This is a genomic window from Fictibacillus sp. KU28468, from assembly GCF_026153615.1.
Lineage (GTDB): Bacteria > Bacillota > Bacilli > Bacillales > Fictibacillaceae > Fictibacillus_C > Fictibacillus_C marinisediminis.
In genome coordinates this window covers 3,350,647-3,369,029 of the sequence record NZ_CP110666.1, presented here as the reverse complement: position 1 = coordinate 3,369,029, position 18,383 = coordinate 3,350,647, and the positions used below count along the sequence as shown (strand labels likewise).

Sequence of the window (18,383 nt, the reverse complement as noted above, 5' to 3'; positions counted from 1 at the left end):
TACATTTTTACCATTTAACGTTAATTTGCAAAAATTTTTAAAAAACAGGTTTAAAATCAAAATCTTTTTTTGTATGATAAGATGATAACTATTAAGTCATTTTTTTGGGGGAAAGATGATGAATTCACTGAAACGGAGAATCCGGGGGCATAAAGGTATGGAGTTCGCTTTGATCTATCTTATCCTTTTGTTCGGTGTTGGTGCTTATCAGACAATTGAAGTCTTTATGAATATCAATCTTTATTCAGAACACGTTCTGTTCGGGCTGACTTCTCACTCGTTCATAGCTTCTATTTTGTTATTCTGGTCATTGATCAGTATTTTCTGGGTATTAAGCTTGCGAGTATTGGACTGGGCCCACCGTACATCATTGTTTACTTTAAAAAATGCAATATTTGGCTCTGTCGTTTTATTTCTTGGCGTTCCGATCGGAGTCTCTATACAGATTTACAGCGTTATGTCTTTGAATACGATTCTCAGCTCAATTACAGAAGCTTTATTAATTACAACGATTATCTCTTTTGCGATCGGGATTTCAGGAAAGTTCCGAAAAACAGCATAAGTGCAATAACGGCTCTGCCTAATAGGCGGAGCCGTTTTTTATAATGGTGCCTGGCACCCTTATAGTAAACTAGCGGGAGGGAGACTTCATGATTGAGTTAAAACCTGTCGATCGCGGCAACTGGGAAGAAGCGCTGCAGTTAAAAGTGAAAAAAGAGCAGGAGCATTTCGTGCCTTCTGTCGCTGTATCGCTGGCTAAAGTCTATATTAAGCCGGACGGCGATGATGTTGAGTACCTTCCGTTTGCTATCTATGCAGAAGGAATGATGGTAGGATTCATCATGCATGCATTTGAAGAGCAGAATGATAACATGTATTGGATCAATGGTTTTCTCATTGATGAAAAGCATCAGGGGAAGGGATATGGAAAAAGAGCGATGATTGAAATGATTTCTTGGATTGAGGAGAGGTTTCCTCATTCCCGTGAAACACGGCTTACGGTCCATCAAGAGAACCAGAGGGCAGCCGTACTGTATAAGAGGCTAGACTATCTGCCAACGGGAGATGTATATGATGGAGAAATTGTGTACAAACGGGAAAGAATTCAATAGAACAAAACCAGTGGCTTTTGCACTGGTTTTTTTATTGAGTTGTCAATTGATATGCGATATATTGGTTTTATGAAAAATATTCAACCAATTAGACGATTATCATTAAGAGAAGAAGTGTATCATCATTTGAAGAACGCAATACTCTTATTAGAACTGGAGCCTGAGGAACGATTGCATGACAAAGATCTTGCGGAGCAATTCGGCATCAGCCGGACACCGGTAAGGGAGGCTCTAAAAAAACTTGAAGATGAAGGACTAGTCGAAGCGATGCCGGGTTCCGCGACAAGAGTCGCTCCGTTAAATAACGATGAAGCGAACCATGCATTTACCGTCGTTGCAGCACTTCATGCATTAGCCGCCAGACTTGCCGTTCCACTTCTGGAGGAAAAGGATATTAAAGAATTAAAAGTACAAAATCAAAAGCTGAGATCTGCTATGGAAGAAAGGAATGTTATAGCCGCCATTCAAGCGGATGAAGATTTTCATCAGGTGTTTCTAACAGCAGCCGGAAATCCTGAGCTGGTGAAAGCGCTGGAGGTAAGTACCGCTAAGATCCGCCGTTTAGAAATGGCCCAATTCGGCTCCGTAAAAGGGGTGAATTCGATACAGCAGCATGAACAAATCATTGAAGCCTGCATAGAAAAAGATAGTGAGAAAACAGCTCTCCTGACTGAAGTAAACTGGCTGAGTCTCGGAGAACTGCTGATTCAAAAATGAAGAGAGAGGTGTACTCCATGCGGCCTGTCATCGTCGGAATTTGCTCTGCTTTCTTTTTTGCCTTTACATTTGTGCTAAACCGTTTAATGGAATTATCAGGAGGAAGCTGGATCTGGAGCGCTTCACTTCGCTATTTTTTCATGGTGCCCTTTCTGCTGATTATTGTAATGTTAAGGGGAAACTTGGGCCAGCTGATGCAGACCATGAAAGAACAGCCGAAAAGCTGGCTGTTATGGAGTTTGGTGGGCTTCGGCCTATTTTATGCTCCCATCTGTTTTGCTGCAGCCTATGAACCTGGATGGCTGATCGCCGGAACGTGGCAGATTACCATTATCTCAGGCTCACTTCTCGTTCCTTTTTTTAAGGAACAGGTTCAAACATCACAAGGGCTTCAATCGGTAAGAGGGAAGATTCCGTTTAAGGGGCTCTCCATGTCGTTGATCATCCTTCTTGGCATTGTCCTGATGCAGATGGAGCAGGCAAGAACACTTTCGTTCAATGATGTGCTGCTAGGAGCACTTCCTGTGTTAGTCGCTTCGTTTGCTTATCCGCTCGGTAATCGAAAAATGATGGAGTTATGCGGAGGTCGGTTGGATGCTTATCAGCGGGTACTTGGCATGACGCTCGCCAGTCTTCCTTTCTGGATCGTTCTCGCTTTTATTGGCTGGCTTGCCGATGGGCCTCCAACGGCAGTCCAAACCTTTCAATCCGCCCTTGTAGCTCTTTCTTCCGGCGTTATCGCCACGGTGCTGTTCTTTTATGCCACGGATCTTGTCAGGGGGAACATGCAGCAGTTAGCGGCTGTTGAGGCGACCCAATCTGCGGAAGTCCTCTTTGCGGCAATGGGTGAAATATGGATGTTATCCGTGCCGATGCCCTCCGCTTTATCATGGCTTGGCATGGCATTAATCATGGTTGGAATGATTCTTCACAGCTATGTTTCACAGGTGAAAAAACGCTCAAACCTAAAAAGAGCTAACGTTTCATAAAAAGGGATTTATTTCCTTGTCTATTTTGTTAATCATTCGGGTATTAACATTGGTAAAAGAGGAAGGGAAGACTTAGCCATGGCTTGGATTGAAGATCACTTGCTGCTTCTCATACTGGTGGTGCTTGCAATCATCGTGTTTGTGTTATTGTTTAAACTTGCTCTGCGTGCCGCCCTCATATTTGGAGTCATTGCCATCATCGCTATTGTCATATTTGGGGTCAGCCCCGACAAAATTATGAACATAGGAAAACAAGGTGTGAATTCTGCATCAACGGCATATAAAAAAACGATCGAGCCTGTGATAAAAAAAGAAATGGTCGATGCCAAACATGTTGAAAAGAAAGACGGAAGCTTTGTTATTCAGAGTAAAAGCGTAAAGATCACAGGCAAGGATGGAGACGAAAACGCAAAAGTCGTCTATAAAGGAAAAACCTATGATGTTGATATGAATGTGGTTAAGCCACTGCGTGAACAAATCGATACGACAAAACAATAAAAACGTGATAAGCAGGCCTGGAATGATAAGAGTGAGATTCCAGGCTTTTTTGTGTTCTCGAAAGGATACATTCATATTTCTGGATTTGGTGGCAATAATTTATATGAGCAGGAAATGAGGTGTATGAATGAAACGAAAGTCGGTCCTTATGATTAGTCTGGCCTACACGGTTTTTATGGCGGTCTTGTTTTTTTATTACTTTCCAAAAGGAGAGGTTCACAGCTATCAGGTAGCATTAGGAGGAGTTCTGTGCGGAGCCATACCGCTTGTCCTTGCCCGGTTTACTAAATTAAAGTTTAACCTGCCCATATTGCTTTCCTATTTAGCTTTTCTTTTTGCATCACAATATTTAGGTTCCATTCTTCATTTTTATGGTTTGGGCTGGTGGGATACGTTTCTGCATTTGCTGAGCGGAGCTTTGCTGGCTTTCGTTGCAGTGGCTCTTTATGAAAGGCTCGTTCATCGGGAAGGAGGCACGCATATTTCAGCATGGCTTGTCTTCTGGTTCGTGTTTTCATTTGCCGTTCTTGGCGGAGTCATCTGGGAGATGTATGAGTTCAGTATGGATCAGATCTTTGCTATGACGCTGCAGGGCGGGGGAAACAGCGATACGATGGTGGATCTTATTGCGGATACCTCAGGCGGCCTTATCATTGCCGTCATTTCACTGGTACGGACAAAACAAAAATTCGATGCACCAGACGGCGGGAAAGAACCTGGTCTGCCTCCTGAATCCTTGGCATAATGACAGCCCGAATCAACAAAGATTCGGGCTGTTCTTATTTTCTGTTCCAGTGCTGAAGCAAAGGTCCATCCGTACCGAAAACAGGATCGGTTTCAGGGAGAGGAACATTACGTATTTCTTCTAGAGCCGCAGGGCGTTCACCGTCGACTCCACGCATCAGATTATAATCCATTCCGTTGGGGTAAGCGCCAGCCACTTGAAAATCCGCGCTGGATTCCATGTTAATATGCCCGGTTCCAGCTGGCAAAACGATGACATCACCAGCATGAATCTGCAGCTCTTGTCCGGATTTTCCACCAATCTTAACTGTCGCAAATCCCGATATGACACCTAATACCTCATGAGTGTTGCTGTGATAATGATGATAGTCGAAAATGCCGTTCCGCCAGCTGTTTAGCCAGTTGTTCTCATTAAAAATCTGTTCGGCTTGATAAGATCGTTCGGCTAAAACCCCTTCGTAGAACAATACCGGCCAATCTGGGTGATTAGGAATGAATCCATCATCTTCAAAATAATAGGTTTTCACCTCAAACGTACTCATTTCGATTTGCCTCCTCAGTACACTTTTAAAATGAATTCCCGCTATGGGGGAAGATTAACCACAATGAATCGCTTATTTTATTGAAATACAACACTTGACATAATTAAATATATTATTTATACTAACTTACATAAAGTAATAAACAATAAAAATGGTCGTTTAGTGGAGGGAAATTAACATGGCAAAAGATTTTTTAACTTCAGTTCAAGAGAGACGCTCTTATTATGGAATCAGAAAAGAAGCCATTGTTTCTGATGAAAGAATTCAGGAAATCATCAATCATGCGGTAAAATACACACCATCTTCTTTTAATTCACAAAGTGCCCGTGTTGTTGTATTGCTTGGCGAAAACCACGATAAACTTTGGAATATCACGAAAGAAACTCTTCGTGCCATCGTTCCGGCAGATCAGTTTTCTCCGACAGAAGGAAAAATGAACGCGTTCGGAAGCGGATACGGAACCGTCCTATTTTTCGAAGACCAAAAAGTAGTGGAAGGACTTCAAGAAGCATTCGCTGCTTATGCAGACAATTTCCCAATCTGGTCCAACCATTCTTCAGGGATGCTCCAATTTGTTGTTTGGACTGCACTAGAGAATGAAGGATTCGGTGCATCACTTCAGCACTACAACCCAATCATTGATGAAGAAGTCAAAAAAGAATGGAATGTGCCAGAAAACTGGAAGCTTATCGCTCAAATGCCATTCGGCAAGCCTGTGGCAGCACCAGGCGAAAAAGAATTCCAGCCGCTTGAAGACCGTGTGAAAATCTATAAATAAAAATAAAAAGAGACCGTCCCCTTAAGACGGTCTCTTTTTTTGTGTCATTTATTATCCAATCAATAAACATGCAGCTACTTAAATAGATGGGCCAATCTCTCATACGATTTTTTTCTTTCTGCAAAAGAAAATACATTTGTCAAAATCATAAATTCAGCAGTCTGATACTGTTCTGAAAGTAATATAAGCTTGTCTCTTACGATCTCTGGAGAACCGATCACCATACGTTTTCTGTTCTTTTTGATTTGTTCCCGGTCAAACTGTGTGAAGGAGTATGATTTTGATTCTTCAATGTTCGGTATCCGGCTGTCCAGGCCCTTTTCAACACGGAGAAGCCAAAGGTCCTGGCTTAAAGCTAGTTCTTCAGCATGCTCATCCGTTTCCCCGCAGATCACAAAAACCGCAGCGATACCAGCCGGTTTTTCGAAAAAGGCTGATGACTGAAAGGTTTCATAATAGGTCTGAAACGCTTCCTGTCCCCTCTCGGGATTGATAAAATGCCCAAATACATAACCGATACCAAGCTCGGCTGCCTGCCTGGCGCTGTTTTCGCCCATTCCCAGTTCCCAAAGGCCTGGCGGTGAGGGGACTTGAGGAGAAGTTTTTATCCCATGAAAAGGATGATCAGAAGGGAGGGAGTTCGTCAGGTAATACGATAGATCCTGGAGCTGCCGGGGAAATGCGGTTAAGCTTTTCTTTATGTTGTCTGTTAAAGCAAGTCTCGTTTTCATCGTACCGCCGGGTGACCGGCCCACTCCAAGATCGATTCTGCCCGGCGAAAGAGCTTCCAGCTGCTGAAAGGTTTCTGCAACCTTAAACGGACTGTATTGCGGCAAAAGGACACCGCCAGAACCAAGCCGGATAGATTGAGTGAGTGCGGCGGTATGGGCAATCAATATTTCAGGAGCCGTGCTTGCCAGCCCCTTTGTGCTGTGATGCTCGGCAAACCAATACCGGTGATAGCCAAGCTTTTCAGCAATCTGGGCGAGCTGTATACTTTGCTGCAATGTCTCTGCAGCAGTCTGCCCTTTTGGAACAGGAACTTGATCTAATATACTTAAGGATATCAAGAGAAAGCATCCTTTCTGTTAAAAATACTGTTACCTTATGTATGCAGCAAAATCACTGCTTTAAAACGCAAATGTGAATAATGAATAGGAAAAACGAGGTGCCAGGCACCCCGTTTTTAACCGATCTGATTCCATTTTTGGACATTGCGTACATCAATCAGGGGCTCAATGTTTGTTCTGTAAGTCTGATAATGTGCCGAATCAATATGACTGTCGATTGCATTCTGATCTTTCCATAATTCATACAGCATAAAAACTTTTGGATCATCCTGCGATTGATGAAGGTTATAGTGTAAGCATCCTTCCTCGTTTCTCGAATGCTTCAATACTTCAAGAAGTACGTTCTGCGCTTCTTCTTCACGTCCAGGTTTTGCTGTAAGCGTGGCTGAAACTGTGATAGGGCTCATCATTTTTTCCTCCCATTTTTGTTTAGTTAGAGTGAACCTACTATAACGGACACTCTGTAAAAAGTCATCCCATTTGCCTAAGCAAAAACCAGTCCCGGATCATGAGACTGGCTTCTTGCATTCATTATACAGCTGAAACGTGAAGAGTCACTTCAATGTTTCCGCGGGTTGCTTTTGAATATGGACAAACTTGGTGAGCCTGTTCGATCAGCTGCTGGGCTTCTTCCTGACTGGCTCCCTTAATGGCAGCATGTAAAGCAACTGCTAAACCAAAGCCTCCATCGGTATCTTTGCCGATGCTTACTTCTGCGGTAACACTGGATTCAACTCGTTTTCTTGCCTGGCGGGCTACAAGCTGAAGAGCACTGTCAAAGCAGGCTGCGTAACCTGCAGCGAATAATTGTTCAGGGTTGGTAGCACCTGCTTCTTCCTTTCCGCCAAGTGCTTTTGGCATGGATAGTGAAAAATCAAGAGTGCTGTCACTGGATTTAACTTTACCTTGTCGTCCGCCGTCTGCGGTTGCTTTTGCTGTGTATAAAGATTTCATGCATGATCTCTCCCTTTTGATTTATATTGTGCACAATTTAATTACTTAATATCAATCTAACATGAAGCGATTTGTTTGTCAAAAATTAAATTGTGAACAATTTAATTTGACCGTAATGTTTGGTTGAAATATAGTGGAAATAGGATTATGAAGTGAGAGGAGGCGAAGAAAAATGAGTAAAGACCCATTGAAACTGGAAAACCAGATCTGTTTTATGGTGTATGCGGCTGCCCGTGAAATCACGAAGCAGTACCGTCCATTGCTGGAGGAGCTCGACGTCACCTACCCGCAATACCTGGTCCTGCTCGTACTATGGGAAAAGAAAGAGCTAGCCGTGAAAGATCTTGGTGAGAAGCTGTTCCTCGATTCGGGAACCCTGACACCAATGCTGAAAAGAATGGAAGCTCATAGACTGATCATGAGGAACCGTTCCAAGCAGGATGAGCGAAGTGTGATGGTCTCCTTGACGGAAAGAGGGGAAGGGCTGCGTGAGAAAGCAGCATGTATTCCCGGAGCACTGCTTGAAAACATAAAGATGGAAGACGATGAACTGAAAAACTTGAAGAGAAGCCTTGGTAAAATACTGAACAACATTCAAGAAAAAGAGTAAAAAAACCCCATTCGTTTAAGCCGAATGGGGTTTTTTACTGAAGTTATGTTCTGAGGTTTTGCTGGTGATCATGAACTCGGTTTACATACCTTCCTATGACTGTCTGTTACAGCTGCAGCCATTCTATACGCGGTCATAGGTTTAAAGGTTGGGATAAAAGAAACAACCAGTGAAAAAGCTTCCAGAAATAAAGATGAAAGCTCCTAAATAAGATTGGAAAACGGGTGGAGAAATCCACCCGTTTTGTTTTGGCTGTTACCAATCTGTCTAGGTGAAAACAACTATATACACATATGGGTTAATTTGGTAACATAAACGCGGACGAAGGAACAGTGGATAGGAAGGATTATTTTATGAAGAGAAATATTATTTTAGCTGTTTTCTTGCTGATTTTCATAGTCGGCTGGACGGCGTCATTTGCTGCATACAAACATCGGCAGGAATCTAAAACCGTGGAAGATGCGGCACGTTTATTGCCGACAAAAGTAAAGGAAATCAGACGGAGCACATCACAGAAAGAACTTCAGAAATGGATTAAGGATGCGTCGGAATCAGGGGAAAAGATATCCATTGCGGGCATGCAGCACAGCCAGGGAGGGCAAACGTACTTCCCAGACTCTATTATGCTTGATATGAAAACATACAATAGAGTACTGAATTTTCAGCCTGATAAAAAAAGAATTACTGTTCAGAGCGGAGCAACATGGAACGATATCCAGCGTTATATACATGGAAATGGACTCGCCGTTCAAGTGATGCAGTCCCAAAATATTTTCACCGTTGGCGGTTCGATCAGTGTCAATGTACATGGGAGAGATATAAGGTATGGTTCTTTAATTGATACGGTAGAGTCTTTGCGGCTGTTAAAAGCAGATGGGACGATTATTAATGTCAGCAGAAAACAAAATCATGAGCTGTTTGAACTCGTTAATGGGGGTTATGGTTTATTTGGCGTCATACTAGATGTAACACTTAAATTAGCACAGGATGAATGGTATGAAAATGAAGTAATCGCGATGGACTACAGTGAGTATACGGACTATTTTAAAAGAAAGGTCAAGCATGATCCTAACATCCGTATGCATATGGCCCGCCTGTCCATCGCACCCGATCCTTCGTTTTTTAAAGAGATGTACGTTACCAATTACCGGTTGCTGCAGAATCAAAAATCAACAAAAAATGAGCCGCTGAGGAACGATGGAAATGTCGTGCTGCCTAAAGTATTGCTCGGAACGTCACGGTACAGCAGCTGGGGCAAGGAATTATTATGGAAAACTCAGAAAAACTATTTTCTGAAGCAAAATGGAAAAGTGGAGACACGGAATAATGTTATGCGTTCAGACAGTGAATTTATGGAATATGACAGCCAAAACAGGACAGAGATCCTGCAGGAATATTTTGTTCCAGTGGATGAATTCTCTTCTTATGTGGATGACTTAAAGGCAGTTCTTACTAAAGAAGATCTGAATGTGCTGAATATTACGATACGCTATGTTGATCAAGACCAGCAGGCGATGATGACGTATGCGAAAAAGGATATGTTTGCCCTTGTTTGGCTGATCAATCAGGAGAAAAGCAAGAAAGGCACTGCTGATACTAAAAGAGTAGTCCGCAAGCTCATTAATATTACACTCGATCATGGAGGCAGCTATTATCTGCCTTATTACCCTTTCGCCAGCCAAAGCCAGCTGGAACGTGCCTATCCTCGTACGCAGGAATTCTTTGCACTGAAAAGAAAGTATGATCCGTCCGAAATGTTCATGAACTACTTTTATAAGGAGTACGGAGATGACCTATAAACAGCTCATACGTTCACAAAGCGTCATGATGACGGCAAGCAGCATCGTATTTCCTTTTTATCTGCTGCTTCTCCGCAATCTGGGTGACAGCTATTCTCAATTCGGCTGGGCCTATGGTCTGTTTGCTTTATCTTCCGCCTTATTTCATCCGTTCATTGGCAAGTGGAGTGACAGGTTTGGTGACCGTATACTGCTGCTGATCTATGCATGGGGAATGGCGGTGGTCATGCTGCTGGTTCCAGTCCTATCTGAGACTTGGCATGTTTATGTTATTCAGATAGTTATGGGCCTTTTGGGAGCATTTCAGAAAACAACAGAAAAAACAGCCCTATCCCGCCACACGGAAAGAAGAAATGCCGGTAAAAAGGTGGGCCACTATCATTTATGGACGTCTATTTGGGCAGCACTTGCTGTCATCATGACAGGATACATGATTGATTTTCTAACCATCGGCTCATTGTTTTATCTTACCTCTTTGTTGTATTTGATCGGAGGGATAATTCTCTGGAAGCGCCCCGTTATGGATGAATCAGCCAGCCAGTTGGATAAAAAGGTGATGTAAAATAAAAAGAAGGACGAACCCCGGGTTCGGGTGTTTCGTCCTTTCATTTTGTAAGGATCAAGAAGGATTACCCAAGCGCTTTAGTTCTTCGTCGATCTGTTTAATATCAATCCGCTCAAACAGCGGCTTTACACCTGAAAGCTGAATTCGGTCCGGATAAATCACCTTCCACGATGATTCTTTCATTCCAAGTGCCTGCTGGACTTCTTTGCTCGAAAAAGGAAGGAATGGTTCCAGCAGCTGCGCGAGATTAGTGATAATGGCAACACAGGTAGCCATTGTTCTCTCACAGCCAGCAGGGTTCTCATTAATTTGTTTCCAAGGCTGCTGTTCATCAAAATATTTATTCGCCGAACGGATGTAAGCGAAAATTTCTTCAAGTGCTTCTTTAAAACGGGACTCTTCAATCAAACGGCCTGTCTTTTGGTAAAGAGGAGGTAAAAGGGATTCTGCGATACGATCAACTCTACTCTTTGGCAAGAGCCCCCCGTAATATTTTTCAATAAATTTAAGTGTCCGGTTCACAAAATTGCCGTAGGCGCCAAGCAGTTCGCCGTTATGGCTATAGATGAACTCTCTCCATGAAAAATCAGTATCCCGGTTTTCGGGTGCATTGATCGTTAGGAAGTAGCGGATCGAATCCGGATGGTACCTCTCCAGAATGTCTGGAACCCAGACCGCCCAATTTTTACTCGTGGATATTTTTTTCTTCTCCAGTGTCAAATATTCATTCGAAACAATGTGACGGGGAAGGGCGGGATTTTGAGTTCCGTGCAGGATGGCAGGCCAGATGATGGTGTGGAACGGAATGTTATCCTTGCCATGGACATAATACGTGATCGTGTCTTCCTTCCAAAAGAGTGAATCATCATTGCCAGTCTCCTGTGACCATAATTGACTGGCAGAAAGATAGCCTGACACCGCTTCAATCCAGACATACACCTTTTTGTCTTCATAGCCCTCAATCGGGATACTTACTCCAATAGGCAAGTCACGTGAAACGGCACGGTCGATCAATCCTTCTTGTAGATAGCGCTTAGTCAACTGAATGGCATTCTGCCGCCAGGATTGTTGCTGCTCTGCTCGTTTAACATCTCTTTCCAGCTTTTCCTGAAACTTACGAAGCGCAAAATAGAAATGCTCAGTAAGCTTGAACACGGGCGGCTGGCCGCATAGCTTACATGTCCGGTCCAGCAGATCAGCAGGATCAAGGATGGTAGAACAATAGTCGCACTGATCTCCTCGCGCCTGTTTTCCGCATACGGGGCATGTACCCTCAACATAACGGTCAGGCAGAAACTGATCGTAGGATTCACAATACGCTTGCTCCATTTCTTTTTTATAGATATATCCGTTGTTTAATAAAGTAAGAAAAATCTTCTGAACGACCTCATGATGTTGGGGGTGGTCCGTTCTCGTGTAACAGTCGTACGAGAAACCGAGCCTGGTGAAGCAATCCTGAAATTCGGTATGATAGCGGTCCGCTACTTCCTGCGGTGAAATATTTTCCTGCCTTGCCCGGATAGTAATCGGTGTCCCGTTGCAGTCACTGCCTGAAACGTATAATACGTTCTCTCTCTTTAGGCGGTAATAGCGGGCTAACAGATCTCCGGGCAGCAGACTTGAAATGTGACCAGTGTGCAGTGAGCCATTCGCATAGGGCCAGGCTCCTCCAATAAAAATCGCCATTAGTCATCCTCCTCAATTTAGAGTTCAGTTATATCAGAATTGGCTAAACTGTTGGATTGCATGCTTAGACATTAAAAAAACCGTCCATATCTAAACATAGATAAGGACGGGGCTGATCTTCCCGTGGTACCACCTTCATTCATGAGAGGCTTGCGCCTGTCACCTCAGCTAGTACGGAGTGGATAAAAAACACTCTTATACTGTGGATTTGATAACAAGTGCCACCACTTGCTGCCGCCTACTTGCGTAAAGAAGCGTTCGGGACAGAGCTCAGAGACCATTTTCAAACCGTCATTTTTTGCTTCTTTTCAGCTGCCGAAGCTCTCTGTGTAAAAATAGTACGATTCTACTTTTCTCATCATTGCTTTTTTGAATAAGGATTTTGTAACCATTATTATAGCAAATATATTCAAATGATATCCAGTATTACAATAAAATAGATAAATAAGTCTATTGCTTGCGTGTCACCTCCGGGAGTAAAATTAAATTGTCTGAAAATTATGATAGCGAGGAGACAGGGGAATGAAAAAGAGGAACATGGCATTGACGGCCGCGGCCGTGATATTATTGTCAGTCAGTATGCCTTCTTTTCAGCATGGAAACAGCCCTGCTTTAAGAGGAAATGCTGTAAACGCTCAATCATTAAGCGCGAAATCTTCTGCAGATGACTTTTTAAAAAGGAATGCCGCTAAGTACAACCTTTCAAATGATCTCTCAGGCCTGGACTATGTTACGACCATTTCAACAGCTGCCGGCAGCTATGTGCGTTATCAGCAGATGGTAAACGGTTCACCTGTTTTCTCCAAGCAGCTTACCGCGACAGTCGATCTTGATGGACATGTCAGTTTGATAGTCTCAGATTATACACCATATAACTCAGTTGAACGTGCGCCGGACAAGCTTACAAAGGAGCAGGCTGAGACAAAGGCTGCTGCCTATATCAATGACAAAGGAAAAGGTAAGTGGGGCACGACCGAGAACACGTTTGGCTATGTGATTCAAAACGGCAAAGCCATTCCTGTGTATAAAGTCGTGATTCATGCGAATGAACCATTTGGGGCCTGGGAAGCGATCGTCCATGCGGGCAATGGGAGATTAATAGAGAAAAAGGATCTTAACCAAAAAGCAACAGGTTCAGGGCAGGTTTTTCTACCGAATCCGGTGGAGTCCAGTGGAAGTGCGGCAGGGCTGGCAGACAATAATGATGCGGATTCACCAGCATTGAACGCCCAGCTTAAAAATGTTCAATTATTGGGTCTTGATGGATCAGGAAAACTGGCAGGCCAATATGTTGCCATTAACTCAAAAGCAAGGACGAAAAGTTCAACCCTTACATTCAATTACACTCGCTCGGATAATCAATTTGAAGATGTAATGGCTTACTATCATATTGATACCTTGCAGCGCTACATTCAATCGCTAGGTTTTACCAACATCAACAACCGTACGATTACAGCGAATGTGAATACGTATAAACAGGATAACTCTTTTTACAGCCCGACGAAGAAGGATCTTACCTTTGGTTCTGGCGGAGTGGATGATGCTGAGGATGCAGGAGTCATCGCTCACGAATATGGACATTCTATTCAGGACAATCAGGTTCCAGGTTTTGGAGACTCCCTTGAAGGAGGATCTATGGGGGAGGGCTTTGGAGACTATCTTGGTGCAACCTATGAGGATGCAGTTACAGGGGATGGATTTGGACATGCTTGTGTTGCGGAATGGGATTCAACCTCCTATTCTTCGTCAAACCCTCCTTGTCTGAGAAGACTGGATGAAAATAAAGTATACCCAAGGGATGTTGCCGGGGAAGTTCATGCGGATGGAGAGATTTGGTCTCAGCCTCTATATGAGCTGGCAGGAGCTATTGGAAGGGACGCTGCTACAAAAATTATTTTGCAGTCTCATTGGTCACTGACACCCAATGCAACATTTAATGACGGGGCACGGGCGATCAAGCAGGCAGATCAGCAGCTCAATGGCGGCCGCAATGCAAAAACAATTGATGCAGTCTTTAAAGCGAGAGGGCTATCAACCAATTAATAAATAATAAAACCCCCCTGGAATGATCCAGGGGGATTTTATTATTTATTTTTATTCTGATCCAATTTCACGATCTTATATGCACCATGCTTGATGACTTGCCTTTCGTGCTGTGGATCTACCTCCTGAAATTCTTTGAAATCTGCCACTACAGTATCTGGAAAGCTTGCAATGACCCTGGCTTTCATGTTATTTACTTCGATTACGTCGTAAGGAAGTGCTGGTTTCATAGAAATCTCCTTTATAATGATTTGAACCCATAAAAAAAGAGCCGATCGGGCTCTTTTTTATGACAAGCTCAAATTCTGATCTTACACGTGTGTAGGTGTGTCACGAATTACTCCGTGCTCGCTTTGAAGGCTGCCATTAGCAGCAGCTGCACCCATCAAGGCTGTTAAAACCAAAAAAGTTCCCAGTAAAATTTTTGCTTTTTTCATCGTAAATACCCCATTTCTTCAATTTTGGTTTTAGCGCGGTACGCCTGATAAAAATAAGTACTGGCTTTCTCAAACTTTTTTTCATGATGAAGAATCGTAGCAATGGCTTCGGTATAATCTTGTACAAAGCCCCATAACTGCTGTTCTTCAAAGTATTTCAAATGCTCAGTAACAACTTGCTCGATTTCCTCAGAGGGAAGATTAGAGTACTGGGCATTTAAAATTTGCAGGTGGTGAATATACTCTTCATTCTGAATGGTGCTGCAAACGTCCATGCCTTGCTGGAGATAAAAAAAACCATTCTCTTTATCTTCCATTTTGAAGTATTCCCGTGCGAGCAGGAAGGATAGTTTATGGGGGATAAACTCCTTGCTGTACAGTTCGCTAAGGTGGCGAATGGCAATATCGGACAAATTTTGTTCAGAATAAAGGAATCCAAGGTTATAGCGTATAAAGTTGAGAAGCTCTTCATCTTTAAACTTCTCAGCGATATCCAGTGAATCCAAAAAGTGCTCTTCTGCCTGCTCGTACTGTTTTAGACTAAGACAGCAGAGACCTAGAATGTTTTCGCAGTCTGCACTTCTGAGATCGTTTTTTGAAACTTCTTCATACGTGGTTTTAGCCAGTTTTGCATAGCTGAGTGAAAGCAGAAACTTCCTGCTGTGATAATAGGCAGTGGCCGCTTTATAAAAAAATTCGGCAACTTCGATCTTATCTTCAATACTGCCCATAAATCTTTCCGCTTCATAATAGCAGGCCACAGCTTCTATGTACTGGTTCATACTGTAGGCATAGACGCCTTTGAAAAAGTGATAGTAGAAAGCCATTTCAGGGGATAACTGTCTTTGAAGCAGTTCAAGCTGCTGCAATAGAACTGCAGTGTCATCAAAGTTTTTTTGGATGAGTGTATACCGGATCTCCAGCAGCGAATGCCATAACAGTTCTTGCTGATCCAGTGTGGCAGGATCGATTTGTTCCTGCACCTCAATATTTAATTCTTCGACCACTGCCAGATTTCGATCCCTCATACTCACGTTCCATCGACTGAGCAATTCAATGACTTCAGACGCCTTTTCTGTTTGTAATATCATGATAACTCCCCTTAAGAAGGTTATATGAAAATAGTAGCATATAATGGAAAAAGGAAAGTTGGGAAAGTAGTATTGAAAATATAGCGATTATTAAGCAGGAATCTATCTCATTTTCCCAAGTTATTCTAAAATTCGGATTTTTCATCTTTATTCATTTTGGGTTTATAATAGTAGCCATTGTGGTAATTAGCAATGAGGAAGGTGAAGATTATGTATAAGCTCATCTCGCTTGCTATACCAATTGTACTGCTGAGCGTATGGCTTGGCTTTGCGCATGGTGACAAAGCGAAAACGGAAGAAAATATGCCAAAAACTAAAATAAATTCAGGATCGCACCCTTTAAATACATTATCTAATGTGGTTGTTTCAACCGACAGTCTTTCGAATCAGGAAAAGGATATCATGCTGGAGCAGGTCATATCTACAGACAAGCTCTTTCCCGATCAGCGACCTGCCAGTATATCGGCCCACAGCGGCAAAACCTACGCGAATGCGAAAGAAAAGCCGGTGAAAGAAAGTAAAGTAAAACCGGTGAAAGAAAGTAAAGTAAAACCGGTGAAGCAAAAACCAGCAAAGGAAAAAAAGGCAAAGAAACCCAAAGATAACAAGGGCTTGAAAAAAGGAAAAGTGAAAAAAGACAAGCCGGTAAAGCCGGAAAAACCGGCAAAAGAGGAAAAAAAAACCCGTTAAAATTCCGAAGCCTTCTGAAAAGCCTGCTGATCAGACAAAGCCAAAACCTGAACCAAAGCCTGAAAAACCAATGCCGCCTGAGGAAGAAGATACAAATAAGGACGATGGGACAGATGGCGGTCAAAGTGATGCTCAGCCATCACAGCAGGATAACAGTGCTCAAATACAGAGCATAACCCCTCAAAATGAGAGTACAACAGAATAAAACGAAGGCCTTTTCAGATGAGAAGGTCTTTTTTGTTGTGATCTTGAGAGAAAAGTCTTGCTTGTTTGAGCGGAATTGAGAGTAACTCAGAATAAGTGAGCCGAATCTGCAATAATTGAGCGCAACTCAAAATAATTGAAACTTCCGGAAAAGTCAGATAACTTTATGGCCTGATTTCAGATAAACACAGTGTTCATCAACTCACAGAAAAGGGTAGGATACTATGGAAACGATATTTTTAGGCGTTGAGGAGGCTCTATTCTATGTATATCTTTACAGGAGATGAAATTAAAAAAATCGATCAAACAGCACAAAATAGCGGCATGGATGTGTATACCTTGATGGAGAATGCCGGAAAAGCTCTGTATGAAGCCGTCTCGGATCTGGTAACCAGAGAAAGCCGTATCCTCGTCATGGCGGGTAAAGGCAATAACGGTGGAGACGGCATCGTGCTCTCAAGATACCTTCAGCAGAACGGATTCCATTGTGAGCTCGCCCTTCCAGATGGAAAACCAGGCACGGAAACAGCGTTCAAACATTTTACTTATTATACGGCTTGCGGCCTGAAGGTCTCCGAAAGGGAAGGGAAATATGATGTGATCATTGACGCCCTGCTCGGTGTCGGTACTTCTCCTCCCTTAAGAGGGAAGATTGCCCAAGAGGTCAGATGGGCAAATTCGCAGCAAGCACTGAAAATAGCGGTGGATCTCCCTACAGGTGTTTCTGCAGATCATGGCGAAACAGATGAAGCCTTTCAAGCAGAATTTACTTTTTGCCTCCATGGCTTTAAACCCTCTGCGTTTTTAGAAGGAAGTACAGATTTCTTTGGTGTTACCAGAGTGTTATCGATCGGTTTGCCTCAGGAATCCAATTGGCAAGTTTGGACAGAAGAAAATGTGCGGTCAACGTTTCATAAGAGGTTTGCCGGTGCTCATAAAGGAACGTTTGGAACGGGCCTTCTTCTTGCAGGATCTGATGAGATGCCAGGAAGTGCGCTGCTGGCTGGAAAAGGCGCATTAAAAAGCGGCATTGGAAAACTGACTATAGGAACGAGCCGTTTTGTCTCAGGGATTCTGGCGGGGCAGCTGCCAGAAGCGATGTACAAGCATGACGGACTGGAGGCTGTGGGAGAGGGTGATGTACCAAAAGGGATAAAGGCCTGCGCGATCGGACCAGGGCTGGCAGATGCTGAAAAAACCGAGATGGCATTACAGCACTTAATGAACACGGATCTGCATCTGGTCATCGATGCAGGAGCACTAAAAAAAAGAACATACCCGAAGCGGAAAGGTTTAGTGATCCTAACCCCGCATCCGGGTGAATTCAGCAGAATGACAGGCGTACCAGCCAGTGACATACAAAAAAAACAGATTTCAGTATGCTCTTGCCTATGCACAGGAACAGAACGCAATCGTTATTTTGAAAGGAAGATATACGGTGCTGGCCTTTCCTGACGGCAGCCTCATTGTCAATCCGACAGGCAACGCCGGACTGGCTAAAGGGGGAACAGGTGACACGCTTACCGGAATGCTTCTGGCTTTCGTTTCCTCAGAAAAAGACGTAAAGCCGGCTGTAGCCAATGCAGTTTATTTTCATGGAGCAAGTGCTGATTTATGGGAACAGACAAATGCTGAACGAGGATTGCTCGCCAGTGATGTAAGTGAACACCTTCCGCTGGTCATGAAATCCTTTGAGTATTAAATCCGTAATTAGACAAAGTTTCCAACTTAACATAGATAAAAGTTTATTACAAATAAAAAAGTCAGACGTTCAACTTATGAAGAAAAGGCACGAAAGAAACTAATGGGCAGCGATTTAAGGGATGGTTTTTAATTTTGGCAATGCTTTTGGGG

22 protein-coding genes and 1 other annotated feature are annotated in these 18,383 nt (G+C 43.2%); of the genes, 14 read left to right on the top strand and 8 right to left on the bottom strand.

Features of this window, described 5'->3' with window-relative positions; genetic code table 11:
- Positions 1–115 precede the first annotated feature (115 nt).
- From OKX00_RS17650 to OKX00_RS17625, 6 genes are all read left to right on the top strand, one after another.
- Positions 116–562 carry a hypothetical protein gene (locus tag OKX00_RS17650; RefSeq protein WP_139223409.1) on the top strand — a complete coding sequence of 149 codons (447 nt, stop codon included), beginning with the start codon at positions 116–118 and terminating at the stop codon, positions 560–562.
- A gap of 88 nt (positions 563–650) precedes the next feature.
- The gene (locus OKX00_RS17645; protein WP_265408248.1) at positions 651–1,112 is read left to right on the top strand and encodes a GNAT family N-acetyltransferase; all 462 of its coding nucleotides are present in this window, start codon (positions 651–653) and stop codon (positions 1,110–1,112) included.
- 51 nt (positions 1,113–1,163) lie between these two features.
- Positions 1,164–1,829 (top strand): GntR family transcriptional regulator, encoded by a 666-nt coding sequence (locus OKX00_RS17640; protein ID WP_265410577.1) that lies wholly within the window; start codon positions 1,164–1,166, stop codon positions 1,827–1,829.
- 17 nt (positions 1,830–1,846) lie between these two features.
- On the top strand, positions 1,847–2,818 hold the full coding sequence (locus OKX00_RS17635) for a DMT family transporter (RefSeq protein ID WP_265410576.1): 972 nt from the start codon (positions 1,847–1,849) through the stop codon (positions 2,816–2,818).
- Between the two features lie 78 nt (positions 2,819–2,896).
- Complete coding sequence (locus OKX00_RS17630) at positions 2,897–3,316, top strand: hypothetical protein (protein WP_265408247.1); 420 nt, start codon at positions 2,897–2,899, stop codon at positions 3,314–3,316.
- 127 nt (positions 3,317–3,443) lie between these two features.
- Positions 3,444–4,061: a DUF2238 domain-containing protein gene (locus OKX00_RS17625; protein WP_265408246.1), complete on the top strand. Its 618-nt coding sequence runs from the start codon at positions 3,444–3,446 to the stop codon at positions 4,059–4,061.
- Positions 4,062–4,095: 34 nt separating this feature from the next.
- Here the strand turns inward: OKX00_RS17625 and OKX00_RS17620 are convergent, their stop codons facing one another.
- Positions 4,096–4,602 (bottom strand): cupin domain-containing protein, encoded by a 507-nt coding sequence (locus OKX00_RS17620; protein WP_265408245.1) that lies wholly within the window; start codon positions 4,600–4,602, stop codon positions 4,096–4,098.
- Between the two features lie 178 nt (positions 4,603–4,780).
- Here OKX00_RS17620 and OKX00_RS17615 point away from each other — a divergent pair, with 178 nt between their 5' ends.
- A complete protein-coding gene (locus tag OKX00_RS17615; protein WP_265408244.1) occupies positions 4,781–5,380 on the top strand; it encodes a nitroreductase family protein in 600 nt (199 codons plus the stop codon).
- A gap of 74 nt (positions 5,381–5,454) precedes the next feature.
- Here OKX00_RS17615 and OKX00_RS17610 read toward each other — a convergent pair whose 3' ends face one another.
- The 3 genes from OKX00_RS17610 to OKX00_RS17600 form a co-directional block, all read right to left on the bottom strand.
- Entirely contained in the window at positions 5,455–6,450 is a 996-nt protein-coding gene (locus OKX00_RS17610) for an LLM class flavin-dependent oxidoreductase (RefSeq protein WP_265408243.1), read from the bottom strand.
- Positions 6,451–6,566: 116 nt separating this feature from the next.
- On the bottom strand, positions 6,567–6,857 hold the full coding sequence (locus OKX00_RS17605) for a putative quinol monooxygenase (RefSeq protein WP_265408242.1): 291 nt from the start codon (positions 6,855–6,857) through the stop codon (positions 6,567–6,569).
- Between the two features lie 124 nt (positions 6,858–6,981).
- Complete coding sequence (locus tag OKX00_RS17600; RefSeq protein ID WP_265408241.1) at positions 6,982–7,404, bottom strand: organic hydroperoxide resistance protein; 423 nt, start codon at positions 7,402–7,404, stop codon at positions 6,982–6,984.
- Between the two features lie 172 nt (positions 7,405–7,576).
- Between OKX00_RS17600 and OKX00_RS17595 the strand changes: the two genes are divergently transcribed.
- The 3 genes from OKX00_RS17595 (at position 7,577) to OKX00_RS17585 (ending at position 10,375) form a co-directional block, all read left to right on the top strand.
- A complete protein-coding gene (locus OKX00_RS17595; protein ID WP_265408240.1) occupies positions 7,577–8,014 on the top strand; it encodes a MarR family winged helix-turn-helix transcriptional regulator in 438 nt (145 codons plus the stop codon).
- Between the two features lie 353 nt (positions 8,015–8,367).
- Positions 8,368–9,813: an FAD-binding oxidoreductase gene (locus OKX00_RS17590; RefSeq protein ID WP_265408239.1), complete on the top strand. Its 1,446-nt coding sequence runs from the start codon at positions 8,368–8,370 to the stop codon at positions 9,811–9,813.
- On the top strand, positions 9,803–10,375 hold the full coding sequence (locus OKX00_RS17585; RefSeq protein WP_265408238.1) for an MFS transporter: 573 nt from the start codon (positions 9,803–9,805) through the stop codon (positions 10,373–10,375). Before OKX00_RS17590 ends, OKX00_RS17585 begins: the two co-directional genes overlap by 11 nt.
- A gap of 57 nt (positions 10,376–10,432) precedes the next feature.
- Here OKX00_RS17585 and metG read toward each other — a convergent pair whose 3' ends face one another.
- Positions 10,433–12,064: a methionine--tRNA ligase gene (gene metG, locus OKX00_RS17580; RefSeq protein ID WP_265408237.1), complete on the bottom strand. Its 1,632-nt coding sequence runs from the start codon at positions 12,062–12,064 to the stop codon at positions 10,433–10,435.
- A gap of 99 nt (positions 12,065–12,163) precedes the next feature.
- Positions 12,164–12,435, bottom strand: a binding site (T-box leader).
- 208 nt (positions 12,436–12,643) lie between these two features.
- On the opposite strand from metG, the gene OKX00_RS17575 reads away from it, so the two are divergent.
- Positions 12,644–14,107 carry a M36 family metallopeptidase gene (locus OKX00_RS17575; RefSeq protein WP_265410575.1) on the top strand — a complete coding sequence of 488 codons (1,464 nt, stop codon included), beginning with the start codon at positions 12,644–12,646 and terminating at the stop codon, positions 14,105–14,107.
- A 41-nt stretch (positions 14,108–14,148) separates the two neighbouring features.
- Here OKX00_RS17575 and OKX00_RS17570 read toward each other — a convergent pair whose 3' ends face one another.
- The 3 genes from OKX00_RS17570 to OKX00_RS17560 all read right to left on the bottom strand — a co-directional run bounded on the left by OKX00_RS17570 (position 14,149) and on the right by OKX00_RS17560 (position 15,635).
- On the bottom strand, positions 14,149–14,337 hold the full coding sequence (locus OKX00_RS17570; protein ID WP_053355306.1) for a hypothetical protein: 189 nt from the start codon (positions 14,335–14,337) through the stop codon (positions 14,149–14,151).
- 81 nt (positions 14,338–14,418) lie between these two features.
- A complete protein-coding gene (locus tag OKX00_RS17565; RefSeq protein WP_255357573.1) occupies positions 14,419–14,544 on the bottom strand; it encodes a hypothetical protein in 126 nt (41 codons plus the stop codon).
- Complete coding sequence (locus OKX00_RS17560; protein WP_265408236.1) at positions 14,541–15,635, bottom strand: tetratricopeptide repeat protein; 1,095 nt, start codon at positions 15,633–15,635, stop codon at positions 14,541–14,543. The genes OKX00_RS17565 and OKX00_RS17560 overlap by 4 nt, the downstream gene beginning before the upstream one ends.
- A 210-nt stretch (positions 15,636–15,845) precedes the next feature.
- Between OKX00_RS17560 and OKX00_RS17555 the strand changes: the two genes are divergently transcribed.
- The 3 genes from OKX00_RS17555 to OKX00_RS17545 all read left to right on the top strand — a co-directional run bounded on the left by OKX00_RS17555 (position 15,846) and on the right by OKX00_RS17545 (position 18,231).
- A complete protein-coding gene (locus tag OKX00_RS17555; RefSeq protein ID WP_265408235.1) occupies positions 15,846–16,325 on the top strand; it encodes a hypothetical protein in 480 nt (159 codons plus the stop codon).
- A gap of 468 nt (positions 16,326–16,793) precedes the next feature.
- The gene (locus OKX00_RS17550; protein ID WP_265408234.1) at positions 16,794–17,984 is read left to right on the top strand and encodes an NAD(P)H-hydrate epimerase; all 1,191 of its coding nucleotides are present in this window, start codon (positions 16,794–16,796) and stop codon (positions 17,982–17,984) included.
- A complete protein-coding gene (locus OKX00_RS17545) occupies positions 17,968–18,231 on the top strand; it encodes an NAD(P)H-hydrate dehydratase (RefSeq protein WP_416054254.1) in 264 nt (87 codons plus the stop codon). Before OKX00_RS17550 ends, OKX00_RS17545 begins: the two co-directional genes overlap by 17 nt.
- Positions 18,232–18,383 lie beyond the last annotated feature (152 nt).